Consider the following 23,026-nt stretch of genomic DNA (forward strand, 5'->3'; position numbering starts at 1 on the left):
CGATTACTCTGTTTTCCTTGTACTGACCTCTGCATAGCATAATGTAATGGATGTCTCTGCGGGAACGATTTTCTTATAGAAACGACCCTCCTCATCACTATACTCTGAAATTTTTGTGGAAGAGGTATTGAAAAATTCTCCCGATTCCTGTTTTCCGTCACGATTAATAAAACTTTGCCACAGTACCACATAGGTATCCTCTTGAGAAGGGGGTATCTCTTTTATGAAATCCTCCTGCGGCATATAAAGAACGGTAGAATCTGAAGCCTTTTCAATCGTCAATGCTTCCGAGAAGGCATGAATATCATAGTTCTTTTTCATATCCTGAAAATCTGCAGGATTTGCTTTCCCCTTGTAAATATTCACCGTATCGTTTGTATCTCTGCCATATTGATCAAACATGTAATAACAGATCTCACCAACAAAACGTGGTGTATAATCTGTATGATACTCTTCCCCTTTCGTGATTAAAATAGAATCTTTCAGATCCTTGGCGAATTTCTTTTGTAGATCTCTGTAAATGAATATACCATCATCACTCAGATTATCGATGAAGGATATTTCATTTTTTGCAAGCTCATGCAAGAAATCACTTTCCCCATTTTTTGAAGTAAAATTCAATAGAATGAGATTGGTACGATTGAGATCTTTTCGATGCTGCAGCGTTTTTAGCTCGGGTTCATCCACCGTATATAGCAGCGTCTTACTATACATATCTTTCATAAATGCATCTATATCACCGCCATCATACTTTATTTCCTTTGGAAAGACATTCTGATACCATGCTCCTTTATACTGGAAGAAAACATCAAACGCAGAAATATGCAGGTCTGTGTCCAATTTCAACGAAGCTTCAATTCTCTTTCTGTATGCCTCTTGCAGCTCCTGCATCTGATAGTCATCACTTCCATCCTGATTGTTTTCCTCTGTGTAGACATTTACTGTAAACGATCTTTCCTGATACATCATTTCAACCCATGCTGTTCCATCCGGTTTCCGTTTGAGCCTGGGAATTGGTGATGCATCGCCATATCCCAGATGGGTTTCTTTTACAGTTGGCTGTATACCGTATTTATCCTTCATATAAAGAAGAGCATTGGCTGTTCCCTGTTGTTTTTCCCTATCCAGCTCCTGTTTCTCCTCTTTGCTGGTACAGGCACTCATACAAAGAAGCATCAGCAGAATCAATAAGCATTTCTTCACCATAGACGGCCTCTCTTTCTAAATCCGGTTATTTTTTCGTACGCTGTTTATCAGCTAAATTATACCATATGCCCTTATCGGTGAACAGCAAAGTCAAAAATGCCTGATCTTTGTGCAGCTGCTTCCATCATCTGGCTGTATGCTCATCCGTAAATATTTTCCAATATCTTTCTATGATTCACGCAAAACAAAAAGCTCTCATAAACCTTCCCTTTATTCGTGAACCCTGAAGGATTCAGAAGCTGACCAAGACACGAAAAAAGAACCCCAAAGGATTCTTTCAGTCATCATCTCTTCTTCCCAGTACCATAAGCAGGATACGTAAGATTTGTGCGAGAGTGGAGAGCACTGCTGCAACATAGGTGAAGGCTGCTGCACGAAGCATTCCCTTCACATCATAGCGCTCCTGTTCACTGATCATGCCATACATGGCTAGCTGTTTCACAGCCCGGCTGCTGGCATTGAATTCCACCGGCAGCGTCACAATCTGAAACAGCAGAATGATACAAATCATAGCAATACCCGCATACAGAATAACCGGTGTGGAGGCAAACAGAAACAAGCCGAGCACAAGCACGACCCAGCCAAGCTGGGAAGCAATATTTGCCATCGGCAGCAGCCGGTTTCGCAGACCGATCGCCCCATAATGCTCCTTATGCTGAATGGCATGTCCTACCTCATGAGCGGCAACACTGATAGAGGCAATGGAGGCGTTGTAGAAGATATCCGGAGATAGACGCACAACATGATGGACAGGATCATAGTGATCCGATAGCATACCGCCCTTGGCTACCTCTACACGGATGCTTTGCAGATTGTTCATATCCAGAATTCTGCGGGCAACAGCCTCTCCAGTCAAACCATGCTCGTTCGGAATTCTCTTATATTTGTGATAAGCAGCCTGTACACGGGACTGGGCAAGCATTACAACTGCGAATGCCAGAATATACAGAAAATACTGAGACATATACGAATTATTAAACATAGGTATCCTTCCTTTTCAATATGTATGTATTAGTTATTATATCACAACTGCAGATGAATTATCAGCAGGTTTGCATAAAGTTGCAGGAAAGCGAATGCTTTGGTCTTTGCTTATGAAATTATGAAAAAAAGGATATCTGTATAAATGATCCCAGACATCCGTTTTTAGCCTACTATTTTACTGCTTCCTTCAATGCTTTTGCAGCTTTGAATTTCGGCGCTTTTGAAGCGGCGATTTCAAGAGGTTCCTTAGTTGCAGGGTTGATTCCCATACGTGCAGGACGTTCGCTGATTTCAAATTTTCCAAAACCAGAGATATCAACTTTTCCGCCTTCAGATAAAGTCTTTGCAATTTCATCGAAAACAGTTTCTACTGCTACAGTTGCATCTTTCTTTGTCATTTCCAATTTCTCAGCAACGACTTCTACTAAAGCTTTTTTATTTAAAATTTCACTCATGTTCATTACCTCCAACATAGCTATATGATACCATCTGGAAGCGTATATTTCAACATTTTTCTCAAAAAAGATGGTTTTAAAATCCCCATTATTTCTGCGGTTTTCAAATGCCGTTATTTCTAGAGAACGATGGCGATGACATTGCCTTTTCCCTTATTTACAAGTTTTGTAAGAATGTCCTGCAATCTTGCTCTGGCTGCTTCCGGTATCATGGAAAGCTTGGCATTGAGACCGTCACGGATCAGATCCGACAGCTTGCGTCCGAAGATATCGCTGTCCCAGATGCTCTGATCATCATTTCCATCATCCCGCAGCAGATAACGAATCAGCTCTTCACTTTGCTCCTTACTGCCGATAATCGGCTCAAAGGTGCTTTCCACATCCACCTTGATCATATGAATGCTTGGGGCGATTGCCTTCAGCTTCACACCATAGCGGCTGCCCTGCTTCACAACCTCCGGCTTGCTGAGCTGAATATCCTGCAATGAGGCACTTGCAAAGCCGTATCCGGTCTGCTTGACCATTTTCAATGCACTTTCAACTGCATCATATTCCCGCTTCGCCTTGCTGTAATCCTGCATGAGAGATATCAGCTCCGCCTTATCCTTTATCTCGTGACCGATGATTTCCTTCAGTATTTCATTATACAGCCCAGGCTTTACAGTGATGTCCACATTGACAATCCCCTGCCCTGTATCAATGGTGGCAAGATTGCTGCCGTCGATATACTCATTTTCATTTAACACATCGGTGATATTTTCAACCTCGCGAAGACGGTCCACGCTGGACATGCTTTCCTGAATCGTATCATGGAAGCTTTTCTTCAGCCAGTGATCATCGCTCAGTACTGCAATCCACTGCGGCATGTTGATATTGATCTCCGATACCGGGAATTCATACAGAGCCTCCCGAAGGATATCATGAACATCCTCCTCACTCATATGGTTTACTGCAATTGCAAGTACCGGTACCTCATATTTTTCCTTAAGCTTGTCCACGACAGCCTTGCAGGCCGGAGAATGCACATCCGCACTGTTGACAACGACAATAAACGGCTTACCAATCGACTTGAGTTCATCAATGACCTCTGCCTCAGCTTCGATATAGGCTTCTCTTGACAAATCGGAAATCGTACCATCCGTCGTCACAACAATGCCGATTGTGGAATGATCCTGAATAACCTTCTGTGTACCGGTCTTGGCAGCCTCGTTGAATGGTACCGGTTCATCATTCCAGGGGGTACGTACCATACGGATTCCATCCTCATCCTTATAACCCTTTGCTTCCGGTATAACATAGCCTACACAGTCCACCAAACGGACATTCACGGTAAATCCGTCATCAAATTCGATTGTTGCGGCATTATTCGGCACAAATTTCGGTTCGGTGGTCATAATCGTTTTACCGACTCCTGCCTGCGGCAGTTCGTCAATCATGCGTGATTTCTCAAATTCATCACTGACATATGGAATGACTGCTTTTTCCATAAACTCCTTGATGAAGGTTGATTTGCCGACGCGTACAGGACCCACGATCCCTAAGTATATATCGCCACCGCATCTTTGTGCTATATTCTTTAAAATCTCTGTGGTATTCATTGTTTGTCCTCCCTTAGTCATTCTAAACTTATGATGAATTGAGGTACTTTATGACTAAACAGACAAAAGAAGAAAAAGAAAAACAGATGGATTTCACCTGTTTCTCAGTAATTGCTCAACAACGCTTTCCAGGACATCATTGCAGGCACCGCAGACAGTTCCTGCTCCGGTAGCATCCTGCACCTCCTGGAAGCTGGAAGCACCTGCCTCAATTGCCGTTTTGATATCACGAACAGAGACACTCATGCAGGTACATACAATATCTTCATCATGCATATAGCTCACACCTCACTGTCTACTAGGATACCCGTTTTCGAAAAAGACATACAGCATTCCCTGAAAAAGGAACTTCCACAAAAAAAGGAAGAGCCGAAGTCATCGATTTCAGCAATCCTCCTGTTAGGTAAATGCTTGCTGATTATGTATATTGTAATTACTCGGCAGTACCCACATCACTCAGTGTCAGACCCTTGTTTTGTTCCAACGCCCACTTGATGCCCCAATTATTCATGAAAATAATCAGATTTCTCCCCTTTAAATCACGTACACGCTTGGAATCACTGGTAAGATTCAGCGTATTCGGATCCAATGCCTGATCATCGATCCAGCGAACGCACTGGAACGGCAGAATTTCGAGCTTGATATCGACATTGTATTCACTTTTTAAGCGCTGTTCCAGCACCTCAAACTGCAGCACGCCGACACCGCCGACGATGATTTCCTCCATTCCGATATTGATTTCCTGAAATACCTGAATGGCACCTTCCTGTGCAATCTGCGTAATTCCCTTTGTAAACTGCTTCCTCTTCATGGTATCTCTCTGTGTTACCCTGGCAAAATGCTCCGGTGCAAAGGTTGGAATTTTTTTAAACTCAAACTTCATGGAAGGATCGCACAGCGTATCTCCGATGGAAAAAATTCCCGGATCAAATACACCGATTACATCTCCGGCATAGGCTTCCTCGACAATTTCACGATCCTGTGCCATAAACTGCTGCGGCTGTGACAGCTTAATTTTACGATTCTGCTGCATATGCATGACTTCCATTCCCTTTTCAAAACGCCCGGAACAGATACGCATAAATGCGATACGGTCACGGTGTGCCTTGTTCATATTGGCCTGGATTTTAAAGACAAAGGCAGAGAAGCGCTCATCCATCGGGTTGATTTCCCCCTGTGAGGATTCCCTTGGCAGCGGTGAGGTGGTCATATCCAAGAAATGCGAAAGGAAAGGCTCTACACCGAAATTGGTCAGTGCACTGCCGAAAAATACCGGTGTCAGTTCTCCCCTTGAAACCTGTTCCTGATCAAATTCCGTACTGGCGATATCCAGCAGCTCACTGTCCTCACGCAGCTGTTCAAAGAAATGATCTCCCAGGACAGTGCGAAATGTTTCATCCTCCAGCGTACCTTCACTTACCTCAGCCGCCTTCTGTCCGTGATCACCGCCATGAAAGGCAATGATACGCTGATGATCGCGCTCATAGACACCCTTAAACTCTTTTCCGGAACCGATTGGCCAGTTCATGGCATAGGTGGCGATTCCCAGCTCACTCTCAATATGCTCCAGCAGTTCAAACGGATTCATGGCAGCACGGTCCATTTTATTGATAAAGGTAAATACCGGAATCTTGCGCAGCAGACATACCTTAAACAGCTTCTTTGTCTGTGCCTCGACACCCTTGGATGCATCTATGACCATGACAGCGGAATCTGCGGCCATCAGTGTTCGATAGGTATCCTCTGAGAAATCCTGGTGTCCCGGGGTATCCAGAATATTGATACAGAAATCATTATATTCAAACTGCAGCACAGAGCTTGTGACAGAGATACCTCTCTGCTTTTCAATTTCCATCCAGTCACTGACCGCATGCTTGTTTGCTTTCTTTCCCTTGACGCTTCCGGCCGAAAGGATTGCTCCCCCATACAGCAGCAGCTTCTCCGTCAGCGTTGTTTTCCCGGCATCCGGGTGTGATATGATGGCGAAGGTTCTCCGCCTTTGTATTTCATTGACATAATTCGTCATACAGCTTCCTCCTATAGTTCTATGTGAAACGATATTCTCGTATTTTTTCGTTTAAAGCAGTTCTCATCTACATGGTGATTCCTCCAGTTCGGTTAGATGACTAGCGTTTTTTATTATAGCATATTCCCACGCTTAAAATCCATAAAACTAAAAAAAATGACGCTGTTTCAGCATCATTATTTCATTTCATGCTTCAAATCACGCAGCATCAAATCCCTTGCGGACTGCTGTGGTTTCTTGTCCTCATACAAAACCCGGTAAATTTCTTCCACAATCGGCATATCGATCTGCTTCTGCTTTGCTACCTCATAAACAACCTTGGCAGTACGTACACCCTCTACGGTCTTGGTGTTGTTCTCCCAGAAATAGCGGGCGCTGTTATGCGTTCCGATTTCATAGCCTGCCTGAAAATTCCGGGAATGTACACTGGTACACGTAACAATCAGATCACCGATACCGGTCAGTCCCATAAAGGTTTCGGCTCTGCCACCCAGAGCGACGCCATAGCGGATCATTTCCGCAAGTCCACGCGTAATCAGAGCAGCCTTGGTATTATCACCATAGCCAACACCACTCAGCACACCGCTGGCAACTGCGATGGCATTTTTCAATGCAACGCCGATTTCACTTCCAACCTCGTCATCTCCGCGGTAAACACGCAGATATTCGTTCGAGAACAGCTCCTGTACGGAACAGGCATCCTCTTCACATAAGGATACGGCACAAATCGTTGTCAGCATGCGCAGGACAACCTCCTCTGCATGGCTGGGGCCGATCAACGATACGACGCTTTTCAGTTTATCCTTCGGCATAAAGCGACGAATGACATTGGACATGCGCTCATTTGTCTGCGGATGAAATCCCTTGGAGGTATTTACGACAATTACCGGCTTTTCAACAAGCGCTCCGATTTTTATACACAGCTCTTCCACAGCGATGGTCGGAACGGATAACACAAGAAGATCCGCATCGCGAACAACGTTGAGGTCACATGTTGCCTTCAGGCTTTCATGCAGTGTCACATCCGGGAAAAACCGGGTATTTTGATGCCGCAGATTGATATCGTCTATTTCCTTGGGATTCTTTCCCCATAATACAACCTCTCTTGCGTTGTCAACAAGCACCTGTGCAAGTGCTGTCCCCCAGCTTCCGCTTCCGATCACAACTGTCTTCAACATGATCACCTGTTTCTTTCTCTGGCTAATATTCTTAGTGTGGTTCCGGTAAATCCGAACGCCTCCCGCAGTCTGTTTTCCAGATATCGCTTATAGCTGAAATGCAGCAGCTCCGGATCATTGACAAACAGCACAAAGGTCGGTGGAGCCACGGATACCTGAGATGCATAGTAAATCTTCAGACGCTGTCCCTTGTGCGTTGGCGGCGGTGTCATCAGCTGCGCATCCATAATGACCTCATTCAATACATTGGTCTGAATTCGCAGTACGGAATAATCATGAACCTCGTCAATGACCGGCAGAATCGTGTGAATCCGCTGCTTTTTCAATGCGGATACAAACAGGACCGGTGCATAGGATAAATACAGAAACTGTGCACGGATCTCCTTTTCAATGGTATGCATGGTCTGCTCATCCTTCTCTACGGCATCCCATTTATTGTATACGATAACAACACCCTTACCTGCCTCATGGGCATATCCGGCAACGTGCTTGTCCTGATCCCGGATACCTTTTTCTCCATCGATGACTACAAGTACGACATCACTTCGTTCAATGGCACTCATGGCACGCAAAACAGAATATTTTTCAATATTCTCATAGACCTTGCCGCGCTTTCGGATTCCGGCTGTGTCAATGACAACATATTCCTTGCCTTCCCGTTTGAATGGTGTATCTATGGCATCTCTGGTAGTGCCCTCGATATTGGAAACAATGACACGCTCCTGGTTTAAAATCGAATTGACAAGGGAGCTTTTCCCCACGTTTGGACGACCGATAACACAGAATTTCGTCATGCCGTCATATTCGTTTTTCTCTTTTTCCGGTAAAGCGTGGATAACTGCATCCAGTACATCACCGATACCGATACCATGCGCACCGGATACTGCCAGCGGATCCCCGAGCCCCAGACTGTAGAATTCATAGATTGCATCATTCTGTGCAAAATCATCCACCTTGTTGACGGCCAGAATGACCGGCTTTTTTGTTTTATGCAGCAGTCTTGCGACATATTCATCATCATGGGTCAGACCATCCTTGCCGCTTACGACAAATACAATGCAGTCTGCCTCATCAATAGCGATTTCCACCTGCATGTTGATTTCCGTCTGAAAATCCTGATTTGCAAGCTGAATACCTCCGGTATCAATTACCCGGAATTCTCTGGTCAGCCATTCCGCTTTTCCATAGATACGATCCCGGGTTACTCCCGGTGTATCCTCCACAATACTTTTACGTTCACCGATAATTCGGTTAAAAATCGTTGATTTACCGACATTCGGACGACCAACGATGGCTACAATTCCATTTATCATATGTTGACTTCAGCTTGCGCTGAATGCACCTCCTATCATGAAAGGGTAGGAATATTCCTGCGTATTTCTTCAACAACCTCTGTAATCGTCATATTTGACGTATCTATTTCGATTGCATCCTCCGCCTTACGCAGCGGCGAGGTTTTACGGTTCATGTCCTGATAATCCCGCTGTTCGATATCACGGTAGATTTCATCATAATCCGCTTCCACATGCTTTTCCAGATATTCCTTATATCTGCGATCTGCCCTTGCCTTGACACTGGCAACCATGTAGATTTTCAGCTCTGCATCCGGTAAAACAACCGTACCGATGTCGCGGCCATCCATAATGAACCCCTTATCGCGTGCCATCTGCTGCTGCAGCGCCACCAGACGCTCTCTTACCTTAGGATGTGCAGAAATGCTGCTGGTAAGCATGGATATTTCATTTTCGCGAATCTGCTTGGATACATCCTCGTTATTGAGATAGACATTTCCTGCCGGATCAAAGCTGATCTTCATTTCATCCAGCATGGCTGCCAGAGCAGCTTCATCGTTTGGATCGATACCGCGCTTTTTAGAAGCAAGCGCCGTACAGCGATACATCGCTCCGGTATCCAGATGTGAATAGCCCAGCTCCTTTGCCAGTATTTTGGCAATGGTGCTTTTACCTGCCGCACTCGGCCCGTCGATAGCGATATTTATTTTCATCTTTAAATTCCTCCAGCCTTCCATAAAGAATAAGCGATAAAGCCGATGATCACCAGCAATACCAGTATCAGAAAGCACAATACAAAATTCAACAGCTTATTGGTCTTCTCCACACCGTCGGAAAGGTCGGTCAGCTCATCCTCATATTCATCCATCTGTACACGCAGCTGCTGTGTTTCCTCCAGCAGCTTTTTATGCAGCACCGCCTGCTGCGGCGCATCCTTTTCCACAGGTATCTCATCTTCATCCTTAAAAGCATCCTCCATCATAGCTGGCTGAATGATTTTTTTAGCAGGACGCTGCGGACGCTGCTCCGGCTGCGGAGCATATTCCTCGACAGCTTCCACAGCTGCTGGCTGTGGCTGAAAGGATTCCACAACAGGGGCTTCCTCCAACACCGGCTCCTCATATTCGACAGCTTCAGCTTCTGCACGATAAGCTGGAGTTTCTACAGGCTCCTTTGTAAAGCACATATCCGATTCCGGCAAAGGGGCTTCCTCCTCCTTTAACAGATTTTGTACCTGCAGGGCGATATCATCCCGGCTCAACACGGTTTTCTTTGGCTCCTCCGGCTGCGGTTCATCCTGTATTTCCTGTATGTAATGGGATCTTTTTGCACGGTTTGCCGCATTCAGCTGATACAGAATATCAGCCTGTGTGTTATCGCTCTCTCTGGTACCCTTGCGAATATTATATTCTCTTACTTCCTTAATGAAATCATCCAGATATTCATTGGTAAAGGTATCATCTACCGGCGGCTGCTCCAGCGGCTCCTCTTTCTTTTCCCGAACCGGAGTATATTCCCCATCCTCTTTGATATCCACCTTTTTGAAGATAGATGAATCGAATTTCTTTAGGGTTTCCTCCTGCTCCAGCGCACCGTTTTCCTCTGTGTGCAGAGTTTTATCTATATTATTATCAGTTTCAATGGATTTTCTCAATTCCGCATATTTTTTTACTCTTGATAGCTTTTCCATCCGATTACCTCCCAATCTAACAATCATTATAACAAAAATAAAGGTTCTTGGATACGTATATTCCTTAAGAAATCATACTTTTTGAAAACGATTTGCAAAAGAAAAGCTGCATGGGCAGCTTTTTAGTCTTTTGCTCTTCCGGAATATTTTCCATCAGACGTGTTTACCAGCACCATTTCATCCTGATTGATGAACAGCGGCACCTTGATTTCCAGTCCGGATTCCAATGTGGCATTCTTGCTTGCGGAAGTAGCTGTATCACCCTTGACAGCAGGCTCGCATTCCACGATCTGCAGTGCCACCTTATCCGGCAGAATCACACCGAGAATTTCACTTTCAAACATGGAAATATTAACGTTGTCATTCGGCTTCATGAAGTTCATTTCCCATTTCAGACGATCCTTAGGAATCTCAATCTGCTCATAGGTTTCATTATCCATGAACACCAGTGCATCATCTGTATCGTACAAATACTGCATCTCTTTCTTTTCAATGTGTGCAGGTGTGATTTTATCTCCACCGCCCCATGATAATTCTACATTTGATCCCGTTCTCAGGTTTCTGACTTTCGCCTTTACCACCATTGCGGAACGAGCTGTTTTATTCTGACTCTGTTCCAGCACAACGAAGATTTCTCCATCCTGCTGAATTGTCATACCAGGTTTTAAATCATTGGAACTGATCATAATACATTCACCTTTCCTTTATATTTTCTTATGTCCTATTCTATTTTATAGGATTTGACGCATTTGTCAAATTTTTTATGAAAAAAGTCTGATTTTTCACATCAGACTTTTAAAACGGATACTGTCCGCATACAGCATAAAGGCTATAAATGTTGTAAGATACAAATACCAGAAGGTTGTAACATCAAACAGCTCCTGCCGCCATTCAAAATAGCCAAGAAACAGCAGGACGATCACCAGCGTCAGCAAAAAGTCCTTTCCTTCCAGCGCCTTACAGTTTGCCTCGCGATAAAACAGCCTGCCAAACAGCAGCAGCACAGCATACAGCGGAACCAGCATATAGGCTGTTTCATTCATAATCAGCAGCAGATTTCCAAGTCCTGCAAATGCCAGAAACAACAGTGTGCTCAACCCGATCGTCAGCATGTAAACCACCTCCTTGTTAGTGTGGTTCTCACTGCTGTAAATATACAACGTCCTGTATGGTACCATCTGTACGATCAAAGAATATCTGCATATGCACGGTATTGCTTTTTTGCGTATAGGTCACAGCGATATGCTCCTCCTCTTTTGTGAAATGAAAGTATGTGTTTCGAAACAGCACCTCCCATTCCTTCGGCTGCTCTTCCTTCTGCGGTTCCTCCCCTGTCTCGCTCTCTTCACCTTTTCTTTCTTTCATATCAGCTTCCGCATCAGCATCCGGCTTTAGAGTCTCCTGCAGATACCTGCGGCAGCTGTGAATTGCAAACAGGTCATAGGACTCCTGTAATCCACGTACGGCTGCATAGGCTGTAGCGCGCTGTACAAGCAGGGTGACAAAGCAGAGGAAAATCAATAGCAGCAGCATGGCATACAGACTGATAAAGCCCTGTTCATTCACACGTAAGCAGTGCTTCTTCACGCTTTTCTTTCCGGACCCATGTGACATAATAGCATTCCTTTCTCTTTTGAAACTGCAGCGCATCCACATCCTGCAGAAAAATTTCATAGCCGCTTCTGCGCACCAGACGCCTGCGGTCATATTCCAGTGTCTGCTTCTTTTTTTGATAAATGAAGGAAAGGGTGTTCTCCTGTAAAGACAGCCTGCTGCTTTGTGCAAGCAGGAAGCGAAGCTGATAAATGGCGATGCGGTCTTCACTGTAGTAGACAGGCTCCTGCAGCCTTTGCAATGCGGATACCACCGGCATCAGCAAAACACAGCTGACTGCAACACAGCTGAAGGCTACCAGCATTTCCACCAGGGTGAAGCCGCCGTTATTTCTGATAGGCTTCTTCCACTGCATCATTGTCATACCCCTTTCCTGTATCATGCATCGTATGTGTCATTCCCGCACACTGCAGGCAGAGCAGTGCCAGAATGCCCAGAATCATCAAAAGAAACAATGCCTCCATCAAAACGACGCCACGCTTATCGAACATCCATGCGTCCGCTTCCCAGCTGTGCCACAAGCTGAACAGTGGAGGAGGCACTGCGGCAGTTCAGCGTGAAGGCCTTTGAAATCGTTCCCTGTGCGGTATAGTGAAAGCTCATGGACGAACAGCTGGTGGACGACTGCAAAGAATAGATCTCACGATTACAATATACCTTACTGCCCTGAATCTTTATAGGGATGCTTTTGTGTTCTCTTATCGCCTGTGCCTGAGCCTTCGTACAGATTTCACGTATCTGCTGCACATCCATACGCAGCAGGATGCGCTGCTGCCGCTTCAGCAGCGGTGTCACAAGCAGTAGCACAGAGAGCAGAAGCAAAACAAGCAGCATTTCCACCAGGGTGAACCCGCTATCGCACGGCGGCCTGTCCATTGCTGATTTCAATGGTGTCTCCATTCGGGCATCGGCGCTGTGTATCCTTTAAATATCCCTTACTGATTAAATCGGACATACTTTTCGGCGGACTCAGATTCTCCACCTCATACAAAAGAATCTGTGCATTGGCAACCTCAATCAGTGCCTCACAGCCCTTGCTGCGTATGATTTTTTCCTTCTGCTGAATGTTGGGCAGCGTCAGCAGAAATACGAGTGCGATAATGGATAATACGATCATCATTTCCAGAATGGTAAAGCCTTTGTTATTTTTCATAAGTTCAATTCCTTTCCAATTTCTACATCTGTTCCAGCATTGTAAGCGGGATCAGCATAATCTGGTATACAAGCAAAACCACAACACCCACAAAGCTGTATGCAATGCACTGCACGGTGACTGCCGTACGCTTCAGCAGCCGCTCCCATGTACGTTCCTGCTGCTGCAGCCCTGTCTGCAGCATACTGCACAAAGAACCGGTAGAGCTGCCAATGCGAAACGACTGCTTGAAGATATCGTTCAGCAGCACCTCACGCTCAATCACACAGAGGATATCCTCACCATTTTGCAGGCCGTTCATCAAATGCTTATGTAATTCACAAAACAGGGAGCCTTTTCGAATTTGCTCCAGATACTGCAGGGCGGTTCGTGTCGGTATACCCTGCTTCAGCAGTTCAACCATGTAGCCGGCGAACAGATAGGATTCCACATGGGATACCAGCTTGCACAGGCGCGTGCTTCTTAAAACCAATGCATTCCGTATGGCAGGCTTATTTCTCAGATACAATGCACCAGCCAGTAAACACAGTGCACAAACACCAATTAACCTGCAGCCTCCCTGCAGAAGACTCACACCGAGCAGCAGCCCTTGAAAGTCCTCCCCCTGATCAAAGCTTTGCAGCATTTGCGGAATGATGGCAGTGCTGAATACCAGCAGCATCACATAGGCAAACACAAAGATGGAAAGCGGATAAGCCGTTTTCTTTAAAAGACGGGATAGCAGATTCCGTTCAAAGTTATACAGCTGCAGGGAGCTGTCGATAGCCCGGCTCAGGGAGGTGATTTTCAGGAAGAAGGAAAGATGCTCAAAAAAGCGCCCTGTTCCCTGTGTTATCAAAATTTCCTCGATGCTGTGTCCCAGCTCCAGTTCTTCTCTGATTCTTGTGGTATCCTTGTCCAGCAGCTGTAAAGCCTCCAGATAGGGATAGCCGTTCTGCAGCAGATCATGCAGATAGCGCCATTCCTCATTGCGCATATGGAAGGTCGATGACGGCTTCCTCCTGTGCAACAATTCCTTTTGAAACAGCAAGCTGAATCTCCTGAAAAATATCACGATGCTGCTGAGGCAGCTGTTCCTCACGGAAGTAAGCATCCAGCTCATTTTGTTCCAGTATTTCATATATACACACCCTTTCCTGCGTTCCCTTTTTCTTGTACAGACGCTGTGCACAAACAGCACTCAGTGTATGATACAGTTCCTCCCTGCGCAAGCCGAATTCAAGCAGACGCTTGATTGCCTCACTGCAGCATTTGGCATGAATCGTTGTAAATATCAGATGTCCGCTTAATGCGCATCGAAGCAGCATACGTGCCGTGGATGGATCACGTATTTCTCCAATCATGATGACATCCGGATCATGACGCAAAAGCTCCTTGATTCCTTCCTCATAGGTAAAGCCGCCTGCCTCATTGATCTGCAGCTGCAAATAGCTGTCATCAAAGATTTCAATAGGGTCCTCCAGCGATACGACATGCAGTCTGTTCTCTTGAGCAATCCGCTTCAATATCGCGTGCAGGGTTGTCGTTTTCCCGCTGCCGGTGGGACCGCTCAATACGATGAGTCCGCTTCTTGTTTTCGTCCAGTTCAGAAAGCTGGCTGTCTGCTTGCTGTCTAAGCTCAGATCTTCCAGTGATATTTCTTTGTGGTTGTTCAGCACGCGCAGTACCGCTGTCTGTTTTTCAAGCGTCGGCAGCAGGGAGAAGCGAAAATACAGAAGCTCCTGACGAAACTCATACTGAAAATTTCCGCTTTGCGGCTGCAGAGTGTTTCCTAAATCCAGATTACTGATGTACTTCAGATAACAGAACAAGCCCTCATCAAATGCAGCGTTCTGAACAGTTTCCAGACCATTCCATCCGCGTACCTGTACATGCAGCCTGTGCTGCATCAATGTGAAGTGTACATCGGTAGCCCGCTTGCGTTCCACCATGTGCAGCAGCTGTTCAAATTTTTCCTTCATACTCTCACCTTCTTTCTATTTACATACTTCTATACGTTTCAAAATGGCAAAACTCCTAAATTATTCTGAAAAAAGGTAAAAAAAAACGAGAATTATCCCGTTTTCTTAAAAATGTATCATTTTAAATTCTTTTTCATGGTTTTAACCGCCGTCATATAGCCATGCTTTTCATAAAGCCTCTGAGCACTCCGGTTTTCCTGCAATACGTTTAGCTCCACATATTCCAGATGCCGTTCTCTGGCCCAGTGCTCCACCTCAAGCAGCAGGCGGTTACCGATACCAAGACCTCTGGCTTCCCGGCTGACCACCAGATCCATCAGCGTGGCATATGCATGCGGAATCACAAAGGAATCCGCCGGTGTCAGCTGCTTCATCACCAGTGCCAAACCGAAAATACAGGAATTTTCCACAGCCAGCAGGATGTCGCAATCCTCCAGCCGGATCATCGTTTTTAAAAACTCCTCATCCTGCATACCCCGACAATAGCTGAAGGGCTGCAGTCTTGCCATGTCTGCATATAGAACCTCATACAGCCTCAGAATTTCCCGTATATGAGACTGCGTCGCCGTAATGATTGTCATAATCAGAACTGCAGATATGGGTTATAGCGAAATTCCATATCCAGCGTCGTATCCGGTCCGTGCCCCGGGTACACCTTCAGCTTTGAAGGCAGTGTTTCCCGTATCATCCGAAGCGTCTGCATCATTTTGGTATTGCTGCCGGTCGGTAAGTCCGTACGTCCGATGCTCCCCTGAAAGATGACATCTCCACAGATCAGATTATCATCCCACAGCAGCATGGTACTTCCCTCACTGTGTCCGGGGGCGTCGATTGCCTGAAGCGTAAAGGCACCGATGCTGTTTTTACCCGGCTTCAGCTTTGTTACCGGACTGTTCACAACAACAGGAGCCTGATAGGAGAAGTTCAGCATCGGGTCCTGCAGCATCGCCATATCCAGCTCATTGATATAAACAGGACAGTGATATTTCTTAACAAGCGCATCCACACCGGCAATATGATCAAAGTGTCCATGTGTCAGCACAATCGCATCCACAACACCATTTTGTGAATCAATCGTTTCCTGCAGCTTGTGAGATTTGCTTCCGGGATCAACAATCAGTACATGATTCTCTTCCCACAACAGGTAGGTATTTACCTGCACCATACCCAAAACAAAAGTATCCATCTTTTTCATGTCAGTCACCGAATAAAAAAGACCGTAGTCGGCCCTTCTTATTTTTTCTCCTTATGTAAAGTTTTCTTGTTACAACGTGGGCAATATTTCTGAATTTGCATACGTTCTGGATTTTTACGTTTATTACGTGTCCCGATGTAGTTTTCTTCGCCACATTCTGAACATTTGAACGTGATTCTATCTCTCATGTTGTCCCTCCTCGTACTTGCTTGAAAATTATATCATACTCTTTACAAAAAAGCTAATACTTTTTGAAAAACTCTTTTAAAACTTCCGGCATGATATTGTAGGCGCACAGGTTTCCGGCAACGCTTTGATCATTTGTTGCAGATTCCGGTACGGAACAGGCAAATGCCACCTTGGCTTCCTTATCATATGGCGCATAGCCGACAAGAGAAGCGTTGGTATAATCTCCTACCTCGGCAGTACCGGTTTTTGCAGCTACCTGTACATCCAATGCCTTGATAGGGTCGATTGCATGCTCTCCTGCAACCACCTCGCGAAAGCCCATCTGGATCGTTTCCAAATCCTCCTTGCTTCCCGGCAAAGCTGACAACACCTGTGTTTTATTTTCATATACTGTATAATCTGTATTTACTTCCGTTGCCGTATTAACCAGCTTCGGCTGTACCTTTTTACCGCCATTGGCGATGGTTGCCGCATACTGCACAAGCTGAATCGGCGTATAGTTATCATACTGCCCGATGGAATAATCTAGTAATAATCCAGGATTCATAGTATTCCCTGTAAAGCCTTGTGCTTCATTTGGGACATCCAATCCTGTTTTTGTACCAAGACCAAACATAGAATAATAATTCCGCATCAGCTTGAAGGTTTTCTGCGCCATTTCATTTGTGATGCCCAGTGGCTGATTATATACATAATTACCGCCAGCTAATTTTATAACAGACTTAAACATATAAACGTTACTGGATACCGCTAATGCACGAATCGAATTCACCGTACCATATGTGTTGAACGATTGCTTAAATGGAGTTCCCGCTATTTTCATTTGTTCATCCTGCTCGGTACTGTAGCGTGTCTGAATTCCCTGATCCAGCATCATATACACCGTAGCGCCCTTCACAACGGAACCGGACGCAAAGGCATCCAAATACGCACCACTGGAATAGTTCTGAATTTTCCCATCCTCATCCAAATATTTACCGCTCATCGCATAAATTTCACCGGTCTGAGGATTCATGAGGACAACGATCGCTTTCTTGAATTTTTCACGACCTGCTGTGCCTGCATACTTCTTTAATGTATCCTCCAGAATGTCATCAACCTTCTTCTGCAGCTCCACATCGATGGTAAGATGCAAATCATAACCATTCTTGCCGCTGCTTGTTTCATTCATAATGGCTGTACCATCGGAATCATACGATATCTCACTGACTCTCGGTGTGCCGCTCAGTAAATCCTCATACTGCTTTTCCAGACCGCTTTGCCCGACACGATCCGTCAGCGAATACCCCATCGCTTCGTAATAGGAGCGCAGCTCGGAGGGTACACCCTGCTTGGAGGTCGTAATACTTCCCAGCACATCACGCAGCGTATCCTTATATGGATATTCCCGCTTCCAGGAGCCTAGATTCACATCAAAGCCCCGGTATTTGTCTTTATTTTCCATCAGCTTTGCGACACTATCACTGTCCACATCCTCCAGAATCACCTTATTCTGATTGTTGGGCAGCTTGCGCATAGACAGGTAAACTGAAAAAGCATCCTTTATATCATCATCCGCCAGCTCATCCACCATTTTCATCGTGATCCGGCTTCTGATTTTCTTTTCCTGTTCCTCTGCTGTCAGTGTTTCCTTCTCCTGTTCAGACAACAGGTTCTTCCCGGAGTCCTTATTTCCTTTTTCATCCTTATGTAAAAACATATACAAATCCTGATAATCCGAATTTGTCATACCCTTGTGATCTACCTTAAAATCCTTGGCAAAGGTTTGTGCCAGCTCCCATTGTTCCTCACTTGTTGTATCCTTGGGAGGAAAGTAGACAATATTATGAGAGGAAACGGTCTTTGCAATGACCTTTCCGTTTCGATCCACCATCTCCCCGCGCGCCGTACTGTCCGTCTGCTTTTGCGATGAGTAATTTTCCAGCTTCGCTGCATAGTCCTCCTGATTTCTTATCTGCAGGAAAACCAGCCGTACAGAAACAACGGCAAAAATCAGACAAATGATAATACCGAAAATAAAGATGCGCCTGTTTACGATTTTAAAATAATCGTTCTGCGTCTTCAGAACATCAGAGCTTCTGCTTAATTTTTTTTGATCAAGATCTCGAAAAGGATTTCGTATCATGCGCACACCTCCTGCCCATTAGTATACCATAAACAAAATAGTGATTCCATACATTTGAAAATTTGTAAGATTTTCGTAATGGGGCAGCGGATTGCTTTTCGCAAGCGACTTCTGCTATAATGAAGACATGAGGTGAAACGACATGAAAAGAACGGAAACAAGAAGTATTCAGGTACGAGATATAACGATCGGCGGACAGAATAAAGTAGTTATTCAGTCCATGTGCAATACACGAACAAGTGACATAGAGGCCACAATGGCACAGATTTTACAGCTGGAACAGGTTGGCTGTGAGCTGGTGCGCATGGCGATTATAGATGAAGCGGATGCAGCTGCCATCACTGAAATCAGGAAGCGTACACATATCCCGCTTGTTGCGGATATCCATTATGACTATCGACTGGCCATCGCTGCGGTAAAGGCCGGCATTGATAAGATACGTCTGAATCCGGGAAATATCGGCAGCAAAGAAAATGTGAAGGCGGTTGTGGCGGTATGTAAGGAATACCATATACCGATTCGCATCGGCATTAACAGCGGTTCTCTGGAAAAGGACATTCATGAAAAGTATGGCAGACCTACCGCTGAGGGCATGATGGAAAGCGCACAGCGCCATGTGCAGATTCTGGAGGAGCTGGACTTCCATGACATCTGCCTGTCTTTTAAATCCAGTGATCCACTGCTTTGTATCGATGCCTACCGCATGGCATCCACAGCCTTCCCCTATCCGCTGCATCTGGGTGTAACGGAAGCGGGCACCTTCATCGGCAGTGCAATCAAAAGCAGCATGGCACTGGGAACATTATTAAATGAGGGTATCGGTGATACGATTCGCATCAGTGTCAACGGGGATCCGGTGAATGAAATAACAATCGTCAAGCAGCTGTTAAAATGCTGCGGTTTATTGAAAAACACGCCGAATTTGATTGCCTGCCCGACCTGTGGCAGAACAGCGTGGGATATGCAGCCGGTTGTAAATGAAATGGAAGCCTTTTTGCAGACTATAAACTGTGATGTAAATGTGGCGATTATGGGCTGTGCAGTAAATGGACCAGGAGAGGCGAAGCATGCGGATATCGCGATTGCCGGCGGCTGCAACGAGGGCTTGCTCATCAAAAAGGGAGAGATTATTGAAAAGCTGCCGCAGGAACAGATGGTGGCACGGCTGAAGGAAGAGATTCTGGCATTTGAAAAAGAACACAGCTGATATAAACCCACGGCATCAGTTCATGGCAATATCAATCTATACACCCCTTGCTTAGAAAGTAAAAGAATTCACTGCTACCAATCATAACGGTAACACTGAATTCTTTTTTATGCATCCTAAAACATATAATACAACAATTTCATTTCCCTTCGCAAATAGAAACTTCCTTTTATGATATGTGTATTTGAAAGGAATGTAGCCTGAAAGTGTATTGAAAAGATGTACCTTTGCTATTGGGGTTTGTCCTATTCCTTTGCATTCTTGAACGGCCAATCAATTACAGATAACAGCCCATTTCAATGCGGACATTTTTTCTTTGTATATCCTGATTGCTTGCAACACTCAAATCACAGCCCAGAAACACGAAGCCGCTGCGCAGGTAGCATTGTATGGCAGGATCATTACAGGATTGCGTTTCCAGCAGAACGCAGCGGATATCACGCTGCATTGCCAGCTGTCTGGCATGCTCCAGCAAACGGGTAGCGCAGCCTCTTCCCCGATAGGCTGGCTCTATAAACAGATTGGTGATCCGCAATCTCTGCGTCCAATTCTCCATGCAGATTTCTAAAAGACCGGCAATCTGTCCATCCACACATACGCCATACAGCTCCGGCTGCTTTAGCCATTCACTGCCCCAAACATCATCAAAGCCGCAGGACAGCGGTTTTGGTAAAGCCGTGCGCTGAAACATTACGCCAAAGCAAGCTGCGTCCTGACTGACGACTGCTTCACAAACATATGATGTCGTGTATTGAACCTTTATGGCTTTGCCACGATATGCGGCAATATCCAGTTCACATATTTCCATATCAGATGTCTCCCTTGATTTTCTCCATAATCTGTTCATCAAACACACCGCTTCTCAGCATGGCGATTTCCTGACGGTATGGCGGATGATTCTCAACATACGGTGTTTCCAAGATCTTTACAACATCCTTTACACGTTCATTATGTACAATGGCATTCAGCTTTTCAAAACCAATTTCGCCAAAGCCGATATTCGCATGCCGGTCCTTACGTGCTCCCTGTACATTTTTGGAATCATTGATATGCATACAGGCCAGACGTTCCAGACCGATAACAGCGTCAAATTCATCCAGCACCTTGTCAAAGTCGGACAGATCATAGCCGGCATCATGAATATGACAGGTATCCAGACAGACACGCAGACGATCACCGTATTTTGCATGATCCATCAGATAACGGATATGCGCAAAGCTATAACCGATTTCACTGCCCTTGCCGGCCATTGTTTCAATGGAAATCTGAACATCCTGTACATCCTGCATTGCCAGATCCAGACCCTCAACGATTTTCTTGAGACCTTCTTCTTCTCCGGCCTTCACATGACTTCCGGGATGCAGCACCAGAACCGTTGCATGCAGCGCCTGTACGCGAGCTATTTCCTTTTGTAAAAACTCCACGCCCAGCGCAAAGGTCTCTTCCCGTACACAGTTTGCCAGATTGATGATATAGGGAGCATGCACAATCATACTGCCTTCGTCAATCCCATGCTCCTTCATCAGGCTGTGTGCTTCCTCTATTTTCAGTTCGTGCATAGCTTTGCGTCGTGTATTCTGCGGTGCACCGGTATACAGCATAAACGCATTGGCGCCATAGTTGATCGCTTCTTTTACCGATCCCAGCACATAATCCGGCGCAGACATGGAAACATGACAGCCCAGCTTCATTCCTGTCCACCCCGTTTCTCCATGACCCTTTGCTTTGCACGTTCCTTTTTCTGCCGCTGAATATCCTCCTGAATCATTTGGCGGCGTGCCTTACGCTTCAGCTTTTCCACTTCCTGCTTCCGTTTCACCTTATAGCCCGGCTTCACCTTTTTCTTCTTTTTGGAAACGATTTTGGAAATTTCCTTTTCCAGCGGATCATCCTTTTTGACCTTTTTGCGATGCAGCGGCTCCAGCTCACTCCAGGTGCCGTTTTTCAGATTGCGATGCTTGAAGCCGACTCCCTTAACCTCCAGGGAGCGGATCATGGCATCATCCTGCTTTTTATACAGGGCATAGCAGATACCGTCCCGACCGGCACGTCCGGTACGTCCGCTTCGATGAATATAGTAATCCAGCTCCTTTGGAAATCCCAATGAAATCACATGAGAAATCCCTTCAATATCAATACCGCGCGCAGCGATATCCGTCGCTACCACATAGGACTTCTGTATATTTACCAAATCCTTCATCGCCTTTGTTCGCTCTCGCGGTGTCAAATCCCCGTGCAGCTCGATAATACCGTATCCGGCATCCCGCATCATCCCGGCAACACTTGCGGCCTGCGTTCTCGTGTTAGCGAAAATCAGACATACATATGGTGTAAAGGTCGCTAACAGCTCCATCAGCTTTTCTTCATAGCTCTTTTCCTGACACGGTATCAGCACATGCTCGATTTTCGGATGAAAATCACTCTGCTCCTGAATATGCACCGTACTTGGATTATCCATATATTTCTTTAAAAACTGCTGCAATGCAACCGGAATCGTTGCTGAAAAGCTCATCATCTGTAAATTCTTTTTCATTTTTCCGGCAATGGCATCCACATCCTCCAGAAAGCCAAACTCCAGTGTCATATCCGCTTCATCGACAACCATGATATCAGCGGTATCCACACGCAGGGTCTGTTCCTGTAAAAACAGGTCCTTGATACGTCCCGGTGTTCCCACGACGATATGCGGCTGTACCTTCAGCTGTTCGTTCATTCTGGATTTTTCCATACCGCCGGTAATCAGACGGATGCGAAGCTTCGGGTCTGCTTCACTCATTTTTTCACAGCGATTATAAATCTGTAAGGCAAGCTCTCTGGTCGGTGCCGTTATAACTGCCTGAATCACAGACAGACTGCTGTCCACCCTCTCCATAATCGGAATCAGAAAGGAATGTGTTTTTCCGGTACCCGTATCGGAAATACCAATGATGTTTCTTCCCTTGCATGCCAGCGGGATCACCGCCTGCTGAATCGGTGTAGGCTCTTTGAAGCCTTCCAGGTTTATAAATGTTTTCGTGGCCTCACGAAAGTTGTAATCCGTATATTTGCTCATAAATACCTCCTTATACAAATAAGCAGCTTCTTTATTATACAGGAAATCTGAAAGTTGTAAAACAATTTCTTTTTTCTGTAATACGTGCGCTCTTTTTCTAT

Annotated in this window: 27 protein-coding genes; 1 reads left to right on the forward strand and 26 read right to left on the reverse strand. The window is 45.4% G+C overall.

Translation table 11 applies throughout. The features are described from left to right. Positions 1-3: 3 nt before the first annotated feature. From ACESPQ_RS15115 to ACESPQ_RS15225, 23 genes are all read right to left on the reverse strand, one after another. The gene (locus ACESPQ_RS15115) at positions 4-1,206 is read right to left on the reverse strand and encodes a hypothetical protein (RefSeq protein ID WP_373144537.1); all 1,203 of its coding nucleotides are present in this window, start codon (positions 1,204-1,206) and stop codon (positions 4-6) included. A gap of 277 nt (positions 1,207-1,483) precedes the next feature. Then, positions 1,484-2,188, reverse strand: coding sequence for a zinc metallopeptidase (locus tag ACESPQ_RS15120; RefSeq protein WP_002609056.1), 705 nt, complete (start codon positions 2,186-2,188; stop codon positions 1,484-1,486). Between the two features lie 172 nt (positions 2,189-2,360). After that, the gene (locus tag ACESPQ_RS15125) at positions 2,361-2,645 is read right to left on the reverse strand and encodes an HU family DNA-binding protein (RefSeq protein ID WP_002609057.1); all 285 of its coding nucleotides are present in this window, start codon (positions 2,643-2,645) and stop codon (positions 2,361-2,363) included. Positions 2,646-2,764: 119 nt separating this feature from the next. Further along, positions 2,765-4,243: a stage IV sporulation protein A gene (spoIVA, locus tag ACESPQ_RS15130; RefSeq protein WP_002609058.1), complete on the reverse strand. Its 1,479-nt coding sequence runs from the start codon at positions 4,241-4,243 to the stop codon at positions 2,765-2,767. Positions 4,244-4,336: 93 nt separating this feature from the next. Next, positions 4,337-4,519 carry a (2Fe-2S)-binding protein gene (locus tag ACESPQ_RS15135; RefSeq protein WP_002609059.1) on the reverse strand — a complete coding sequence of 61 codons (183 nt, stop codon included), beginning with the start codon at positions 4,517-4,519 and terminating at the stop codon, positions 4,337-4,339. A 157-nt stretch (positions 4,520-4,676) separates the two neighbouring features. Beyond that, positions 4,677-6,269, reverse strand: coding sequence for a peptide chain release factor 3 (locus ACESPQ_RS15140; protein WP_109770040.1), 1,593 nt, complete (start codon positions 6,267-6,269; stop codon positions 4,677-4,679). A gap of 176 nt (positions 6,270-6,445) precedes the next feature. Continuing rightward, complete coding sequence (locus ACESPQ_RS15145; RefSeq protein WP_002609061.1) at positions 6,446-7,447, reverse strand: NAD(P)H-dependent glycerol-3-phosphate dehydrogenase; 1,002 nt, start codon at positions 7,445-7,447, stop codon at positions 6,446-6,448. A 2-nt stretch (positions 7,448-7,449) separates the two neighbouring features. Further along, complete coding sequence (der, locus tag ACESPQ_RS15150) at positions 7,450-8,760, reverse strand: ribosome biogenesis GTPase Der (RefSeq protein WP_109770038.1); 1,311 nt, start codon at positions 8,758-8,760, stop codon at positions 7,450-7,452. Between the two features lie 35 nt (positions 8,761-8,795). After that, positions 8,796-9,452 (reverse strand): (d)CMP kinase, encoded by a 657-nt coding sequence (gene cmk / locus ACESPQ_RS15155; protein ID WP_002609063.1) that lies wholly within the window; start codon positions 9,450-9,452, stop codon positions 8,796-8,798. 2 nt (positions 9,453-9,454) lie between these two features. After that, positions 9,455-10,429 (reverse strand): hypothetical protein, encoded by a 975-nt coding sequence (locus ACESPQ_RS15160; protein WP_109770037.1) that lies wholly within the window; start codon positions 10,427-10,429, stop codon positions 9,455-9,457. 122 nt (positions 10,430-10,551) lie between these two features. Next, positions 10,552-11,115, reverse strand: a complete 564-nt coding sequence (efp, locus tag ACESPQ_RS15165; protein WP_002609065.1) for an elongation factor P — start codon at positions 11,113-11,115, stop codon at positions 10,552-10,554. A 96-nt stretch (positions 11,116-11,211) separates the two neighbouring features. After that, positions 11,212-11,541, reverse strand: a complete 330-nt coding sequence (locus tag ACESPQ_RS15170) for a hypothetical protein (protein ID WP_002609066.1) — start codon at positions 11,539-11,541, stop codon at positions 11,212-11,214. Between the two features lie 28 nt (positions 11,542-11,569). Continuing rightward, positions 11,570-12,043 (reverse strand): hypothetical protein, encoded by a 474-nt coding sequence (locus ACESPQ_RS15175; protein ID WP_373144538.1) that lies wholly within the window; start codon positions 12,041-12,043, stop codon positions 11,570-11,572. After that, positions 11,988-12,407: a competence type IV pilus minor pilin ComGF gene (locus ACESPQ_RS15180; RefSeq protein ID WP_109770033.1), complete on the reverse strand. Its 420-nt coding sequence runs from the start codon at positions 12,405-12,407 to the stop codon at positions 11,988-11,990. The genes ACESPQ_RS15175 and ACESPQ_RS15180 overlap by 56 nt, the downstream gene beginning before the upstream one ends. Continuing rightward, positions 12,370-12,534: a hypothetical protein gene (locus ACESPQ_RS15185; protein ID WP_002609069.1), complete on the reverse strand. Its 165-nt coding sequence runs from the start codon at positions 12,532-12,534 to the stop codon at positions 12,370-12,372. The genes ACESPQ_RS15180 and ACESPQ_RS15185 overlap by 38 nt, the downstream gene beginning before the upstream one ends. Continuing rightward, entirely contained in the window at positions 12,524-12,931 is a 408-nt protein-coding gene (gene comGD, locus ACESPQ_RS15190; protein WP_002609070.1) for a competence type IV pilus minor pilin ComGD, read from the reverse strand. The genes ACESPQ_RS15185 and comGD overlap by 11 nt, the downstream gene beginning before the upstream one ends. Then, the gene (comGC, locus tag ACESPQ_RS15195; RefSeq protein WP_002609071.1) at positions 12,897-13,196 is read right to left on the reverse strand and encodes a competence type IV pilus major pilin ComGC; all 300 of its coding nucleotides are present in this window, start codon (positions 13,194-13,196) and stop codon (positions 12,897-12,899) included. The genes comGD and comGC overlap by 35 nt, the downstream gene beginning before the upstream one ends. A 22-nt stretch (positions 13,197-13,218) precedes the next feature. After that, a complete protein-coding gene (locus ACESPQ_RS15200; protein ID WP_257327202.1) occupies positions 13,219-14,226 on the reverse strand; it encodes a type II secretion system F family protein in 1,008 nt (335 codons plus the stop codon). Then, positions 14,162-15,157 (reverse strand): ATPase, T2SS/T4P/T4SS family, encoded by a 996-nt coding sequence (locus tag ACESPQ_RS15205; protein WP_109770031.1) that lies wholly within the window; start codon positions 15,155-15,157, stop codon positions 14,162-14,164. The genes ACESPQ_RS15200 and ACESPQ_RS15205 overlap by 65 nt, the downstream gene beginning before the upstream one ends. 116 nt (positions 15,158-15,273) lie before the next feature. Next, on the reverse strand, positions 15,274-15,738 hold the full coding sequence (locus ACESPQ_RS15210; protein ID WP_002609074.1) for a GNAT family N-acetyltransferase: 465 nt from the start codon (positions 15,736-15,738) through the stop codon (positions 15,274-15,276). Positions 15,739-15,740: 2 nt separating this feature from the next. Continuing rightward, on the reverse strand, positions 15,741-16,352 hold the full coding sequence (locus ACESPQ_RS15215) for an MBL fold metallo-hydrolase (protein WP_002609075.1): 612 nt from the start codon (positions 16,350-16,352) through the stop codon (positions 15,741-15,743). Between the two features lie 38 nt (positions 16,353-16,390). Continuing rightward, entirely contained in the window at positions 16,391-16,540 is a 150-nt protein-coding gene (gene rpmG, locus ACESPQ_RS15220; RefSeq protein WP_002609076.1) for a 50S ribosomal protein L33, read from the reverse strand. A gap of 53 nt (positions 16,541-16,593) precedes the next feature. Then, positions 16,594-18,666, reverse strand: coding sequence for a peptidoglycan D,D-transpeptidase FtsI family protein (locus ACESPQ_RS15225; RefSeq protein ID WP_002609077.1), 2,073 nt, complete (start codon positions 18,664-18,666; stop codon positions 16,594-16,596). A gap of 142 nt (positions 18,667-18,808) precedes the next feature. On the opposite strand from ACESPQ_RS15225, the gene ispG reads away from it, so the two are divergent. Continuing rightward, positions 18,809-19,873 (forward strand): flavodoxin-dependent (E)-4-hydroxy-3-methylbut-2-enyl-diphosphate synthase, encoded by a 1,065-nt coding sequence (ispG, locus tag ACESPQ_RS15230; RefSeq protein ID WP_002609078.1) that lies wholly within the window; start codon positions 18,809-18,811, stop codon positions 19,871-19,873. 277 nt (positions 19,874-20,150) lie between these two features. Here the strand turns inward: ispG and ACESPQ_RS15235 are convergent, their stop codons facing one another. The 3 genes from ACESPQ_RS15235 to ACESPQ_RS15245 are packed head-to-tail and all read right to left on the reverse strand — an operon-like array spanning position 20,151 to position 22,925. Continuing rightward, positions 20,151-20,681 carry a GNAT family N-acetyltransferase gene (locus ACESPQ_RS15235; protein WP_373144539.1) on the reverse strand — a complete coding sequence of 177 codons (531 nt, stop codon included), beginning with the start codon at positions 20,679-20,681 and terminating at the stop codon, positions 20,151-20,153. A 1-nt stretch (position 20,682) separates the two neighbouring features. Continuing rightward, positions 20,683-21,564 (reverse strand): deoxyribonuclease IV, encoded by an 882-nt coding sequence (locus ACESPQ_RS15240; RefSeq protein ID WP_002609080.1) that lies wholly within the window; start codon positions 21,562-21,564, stop codon positions 20,683-20,685. Continuing rightward, positions 21,561-22,925, reverse strand: a complete 1,365-nt coding sequence (locus tag ACESPQ_RS15245; protein ID WP_002609081.1) for a DEAD/DEAH box helicase — start codon at positions 22,923-22,925, stop codon at positions 21,561-21,563. The genes ACESPQ_RS15240 and ACESPQ_RS15245 overlap by 4 nt, the downstream gene beginning before the upstream one ends. Positions 22,926-23,026 lie beyond the last annotated feature (101 nt).

The sequence above is a fragment of the Clostridium sp. HGF2 genome (assembly GCF_964240115.1).
GTDB lineage: Bacteria > Bacillota_I > Bacilli_A > Erysipelotrichales > Erysipelotrichaceae > Clostridium_AQ > Clostridium_AQ innocuum.

Excerpts from the sequence above, each read along its gene's own strand:
- ACESPQ_RS15115 (WP_373144537.1), bottom strand. The coding sequence starts at position 1,206 with ATGGTGAAGAAATGCTTATTGATTCTGCTGATGCTTCTTTGTATGAGT.
- ACESPQ_RS15120 (WP_002609056.1), bottom strand. The coding sequence starts at position 2,188 with ATGTTTAATAATTCGTATATGTCTCAGTATTTTCTGTATATTCTGGCA.
- ACESPQ_RS15125 (WP_002609057.1), bottom strand. The coding sequence starts at position 2,645 with ATGAGTGAAATTTTAAATAAAAAAGCTTTAGTAGAAGTCGTTGCTGAG.
- spoIVA (WP_002609058.1), bottom strand. The coding sequence starts at position 4,243 with ATGAATACCACAGAGATTTTAAAGAATATAGCACAAAGATGCGGTGGC.
- ACESPQ_RS15135 (WP_002609059.1), bottom strand. The coding sequence starts at position 4,519 with ATGCATGATGAAGATATTGTATGTACCTGCATGAGTGTCTCTGTTCGT.
- ACESPQ_RS15140 (WP_109770040.1), bottom strand. The coding sequence starts at position 6,269 with ATGACGAATTATGTCAATGAAATACAAAGGCGGAGAACCTTCGCCATC.
- ACESPQ_RS15145 (WP_002609061.1), bottom strand. The coding sequence starts at position 7,447 with ATGTTGAAGACAGTTGTGATCGGAAGCGGAAGCTGGGGGACAGCACTT.
- der (WP_109770038.1), bottom strand. The coding sequence starts at position 8,760 with ATGATAAATGGAATTGTAGCCATCGTTGGTCGTCCGAATGTCGGTAAA.
- cmk (WP_002609063.1), bottom strand. The coding sequence starts at position 9,452 with ATGAAAATAAATATCGCTATCGACGGGCCGAGTGCGGCAGGTAAAAGC.
- ACESPQ_RS15160 (WP_109770037.1), bottom strand. The coding sequence starts at position 10,429 with ATGGAAAAGCTATCAAGAGTAAAAAAATATGCGGAATTGAGAAAATCC.
- efp (WP_002609065.1), bottom strand. The coding sequence starts at position 11,115 with ATGATCAGTTCCAATGATTTAAAACCTGGTATGACAATTCAGCAGGAT.
- ACESPQ_RS15170 (WP_002609066.1), bottom strand. The coding sequence starts at position 11,541 with ATGCTGACGATCGGGTTGAGCACACTGTTGTTTCTGGCATTTGCAGGA.
- ACESPQ_RS15175 (WP_373144538.1), bottom strand. The coding sequence starts at position 12,043 with ATGTCACATGGGTCCGGAAAGAAAAGCGTGAAGAAGCACTGCTTACGT.
- ACESPQ_RS15180 (WP_109770033.1), bottom strand. The coding sequence starts at position 12,407 with ATGACAATGATGCAGTGGAAGAAGCCTATCAGAAATAACGGCGGCTTC.
- ACESPQ_RS15185 (WP_002609069.1), bottom strand. The coding sequence starts at position 12,534 with ATGTTCGATAAGCGTGGCGTCGTTTTGATGGAGGCATTGTTTCTTTTG.
- comGC (WP_002609071.1), bottom strand. The coding sequence starts at position 13,196 with ATGAAAAATAACAAAGGCTTTACCATTCTGGAAATGATGATCGTATTA.
- ACESPQ_RS15205 (WP_109770031.1), bottom strand. The coding sequence starts at position 15,157 with ATGAAGGAAAAATTTGAACAGCTGCTGCACATGGTGGAACGCAAGCGG.
- ACESPQ_RS15210 (WP_002609074.1), bottom strand. The coding sequence starts at position 15,738 with ATGACAATCATTACGGCGACGCAGTCTCATATACGGGAAATTCTGAGG.
- ACESPQ_RS15215 (WP_002609075.1), bottom strand. The coding sequence starts at position 16,352 with ATGAAAAAGATGGATACTTTTGTTTTGGGTATGGTGCAGGTAAATACC.
- rpmG (WP_002609076.1), bottom strand. The coding sequence starts at position 16,540 with ATGAGAGATAGAATCACGTTCAAATGTTCAGAATGTGGCGAAGAAAAC.
- ACESPQ_RS15225 (WP_002609077.1), bottom strand. The coding sequence starts at position 18,666 with ATGATACGAAATCCTTTTCGAGATCTTGATCAAAAAAAATTAAGCAGA.
- ispG (WP_002609078.1), top strand. The coding sequence starts at position 18,809 with ATGAAAAGAACGGAAACAAGAAGTATTCAGGTACGAGATATAACGATC.
- ACESPQ_RS15235 (WP_373144539.1), bottom strand. The coding sequence starts at position 20,681 with ATGGAAATATGTGAACTGGATATTGCCGCATATCGTGGCAAAGCCATA.
- ACESPQ_RS15240 (WP_002609080.1), bottom strand. The coding sequence starts at position 21,564 with ATGAAGCTGGGCTGTCATGTTTCCATGTCTGCGCCGGATTATGTGCTG.
- ACESPQ_RS15245 (WP_002609081.1), bottom strand. The coding sequence starts at position 22,925 with ATGAGCAAATATACGGATTACAACTTTCGTGAGGCCACGAAAACATTT.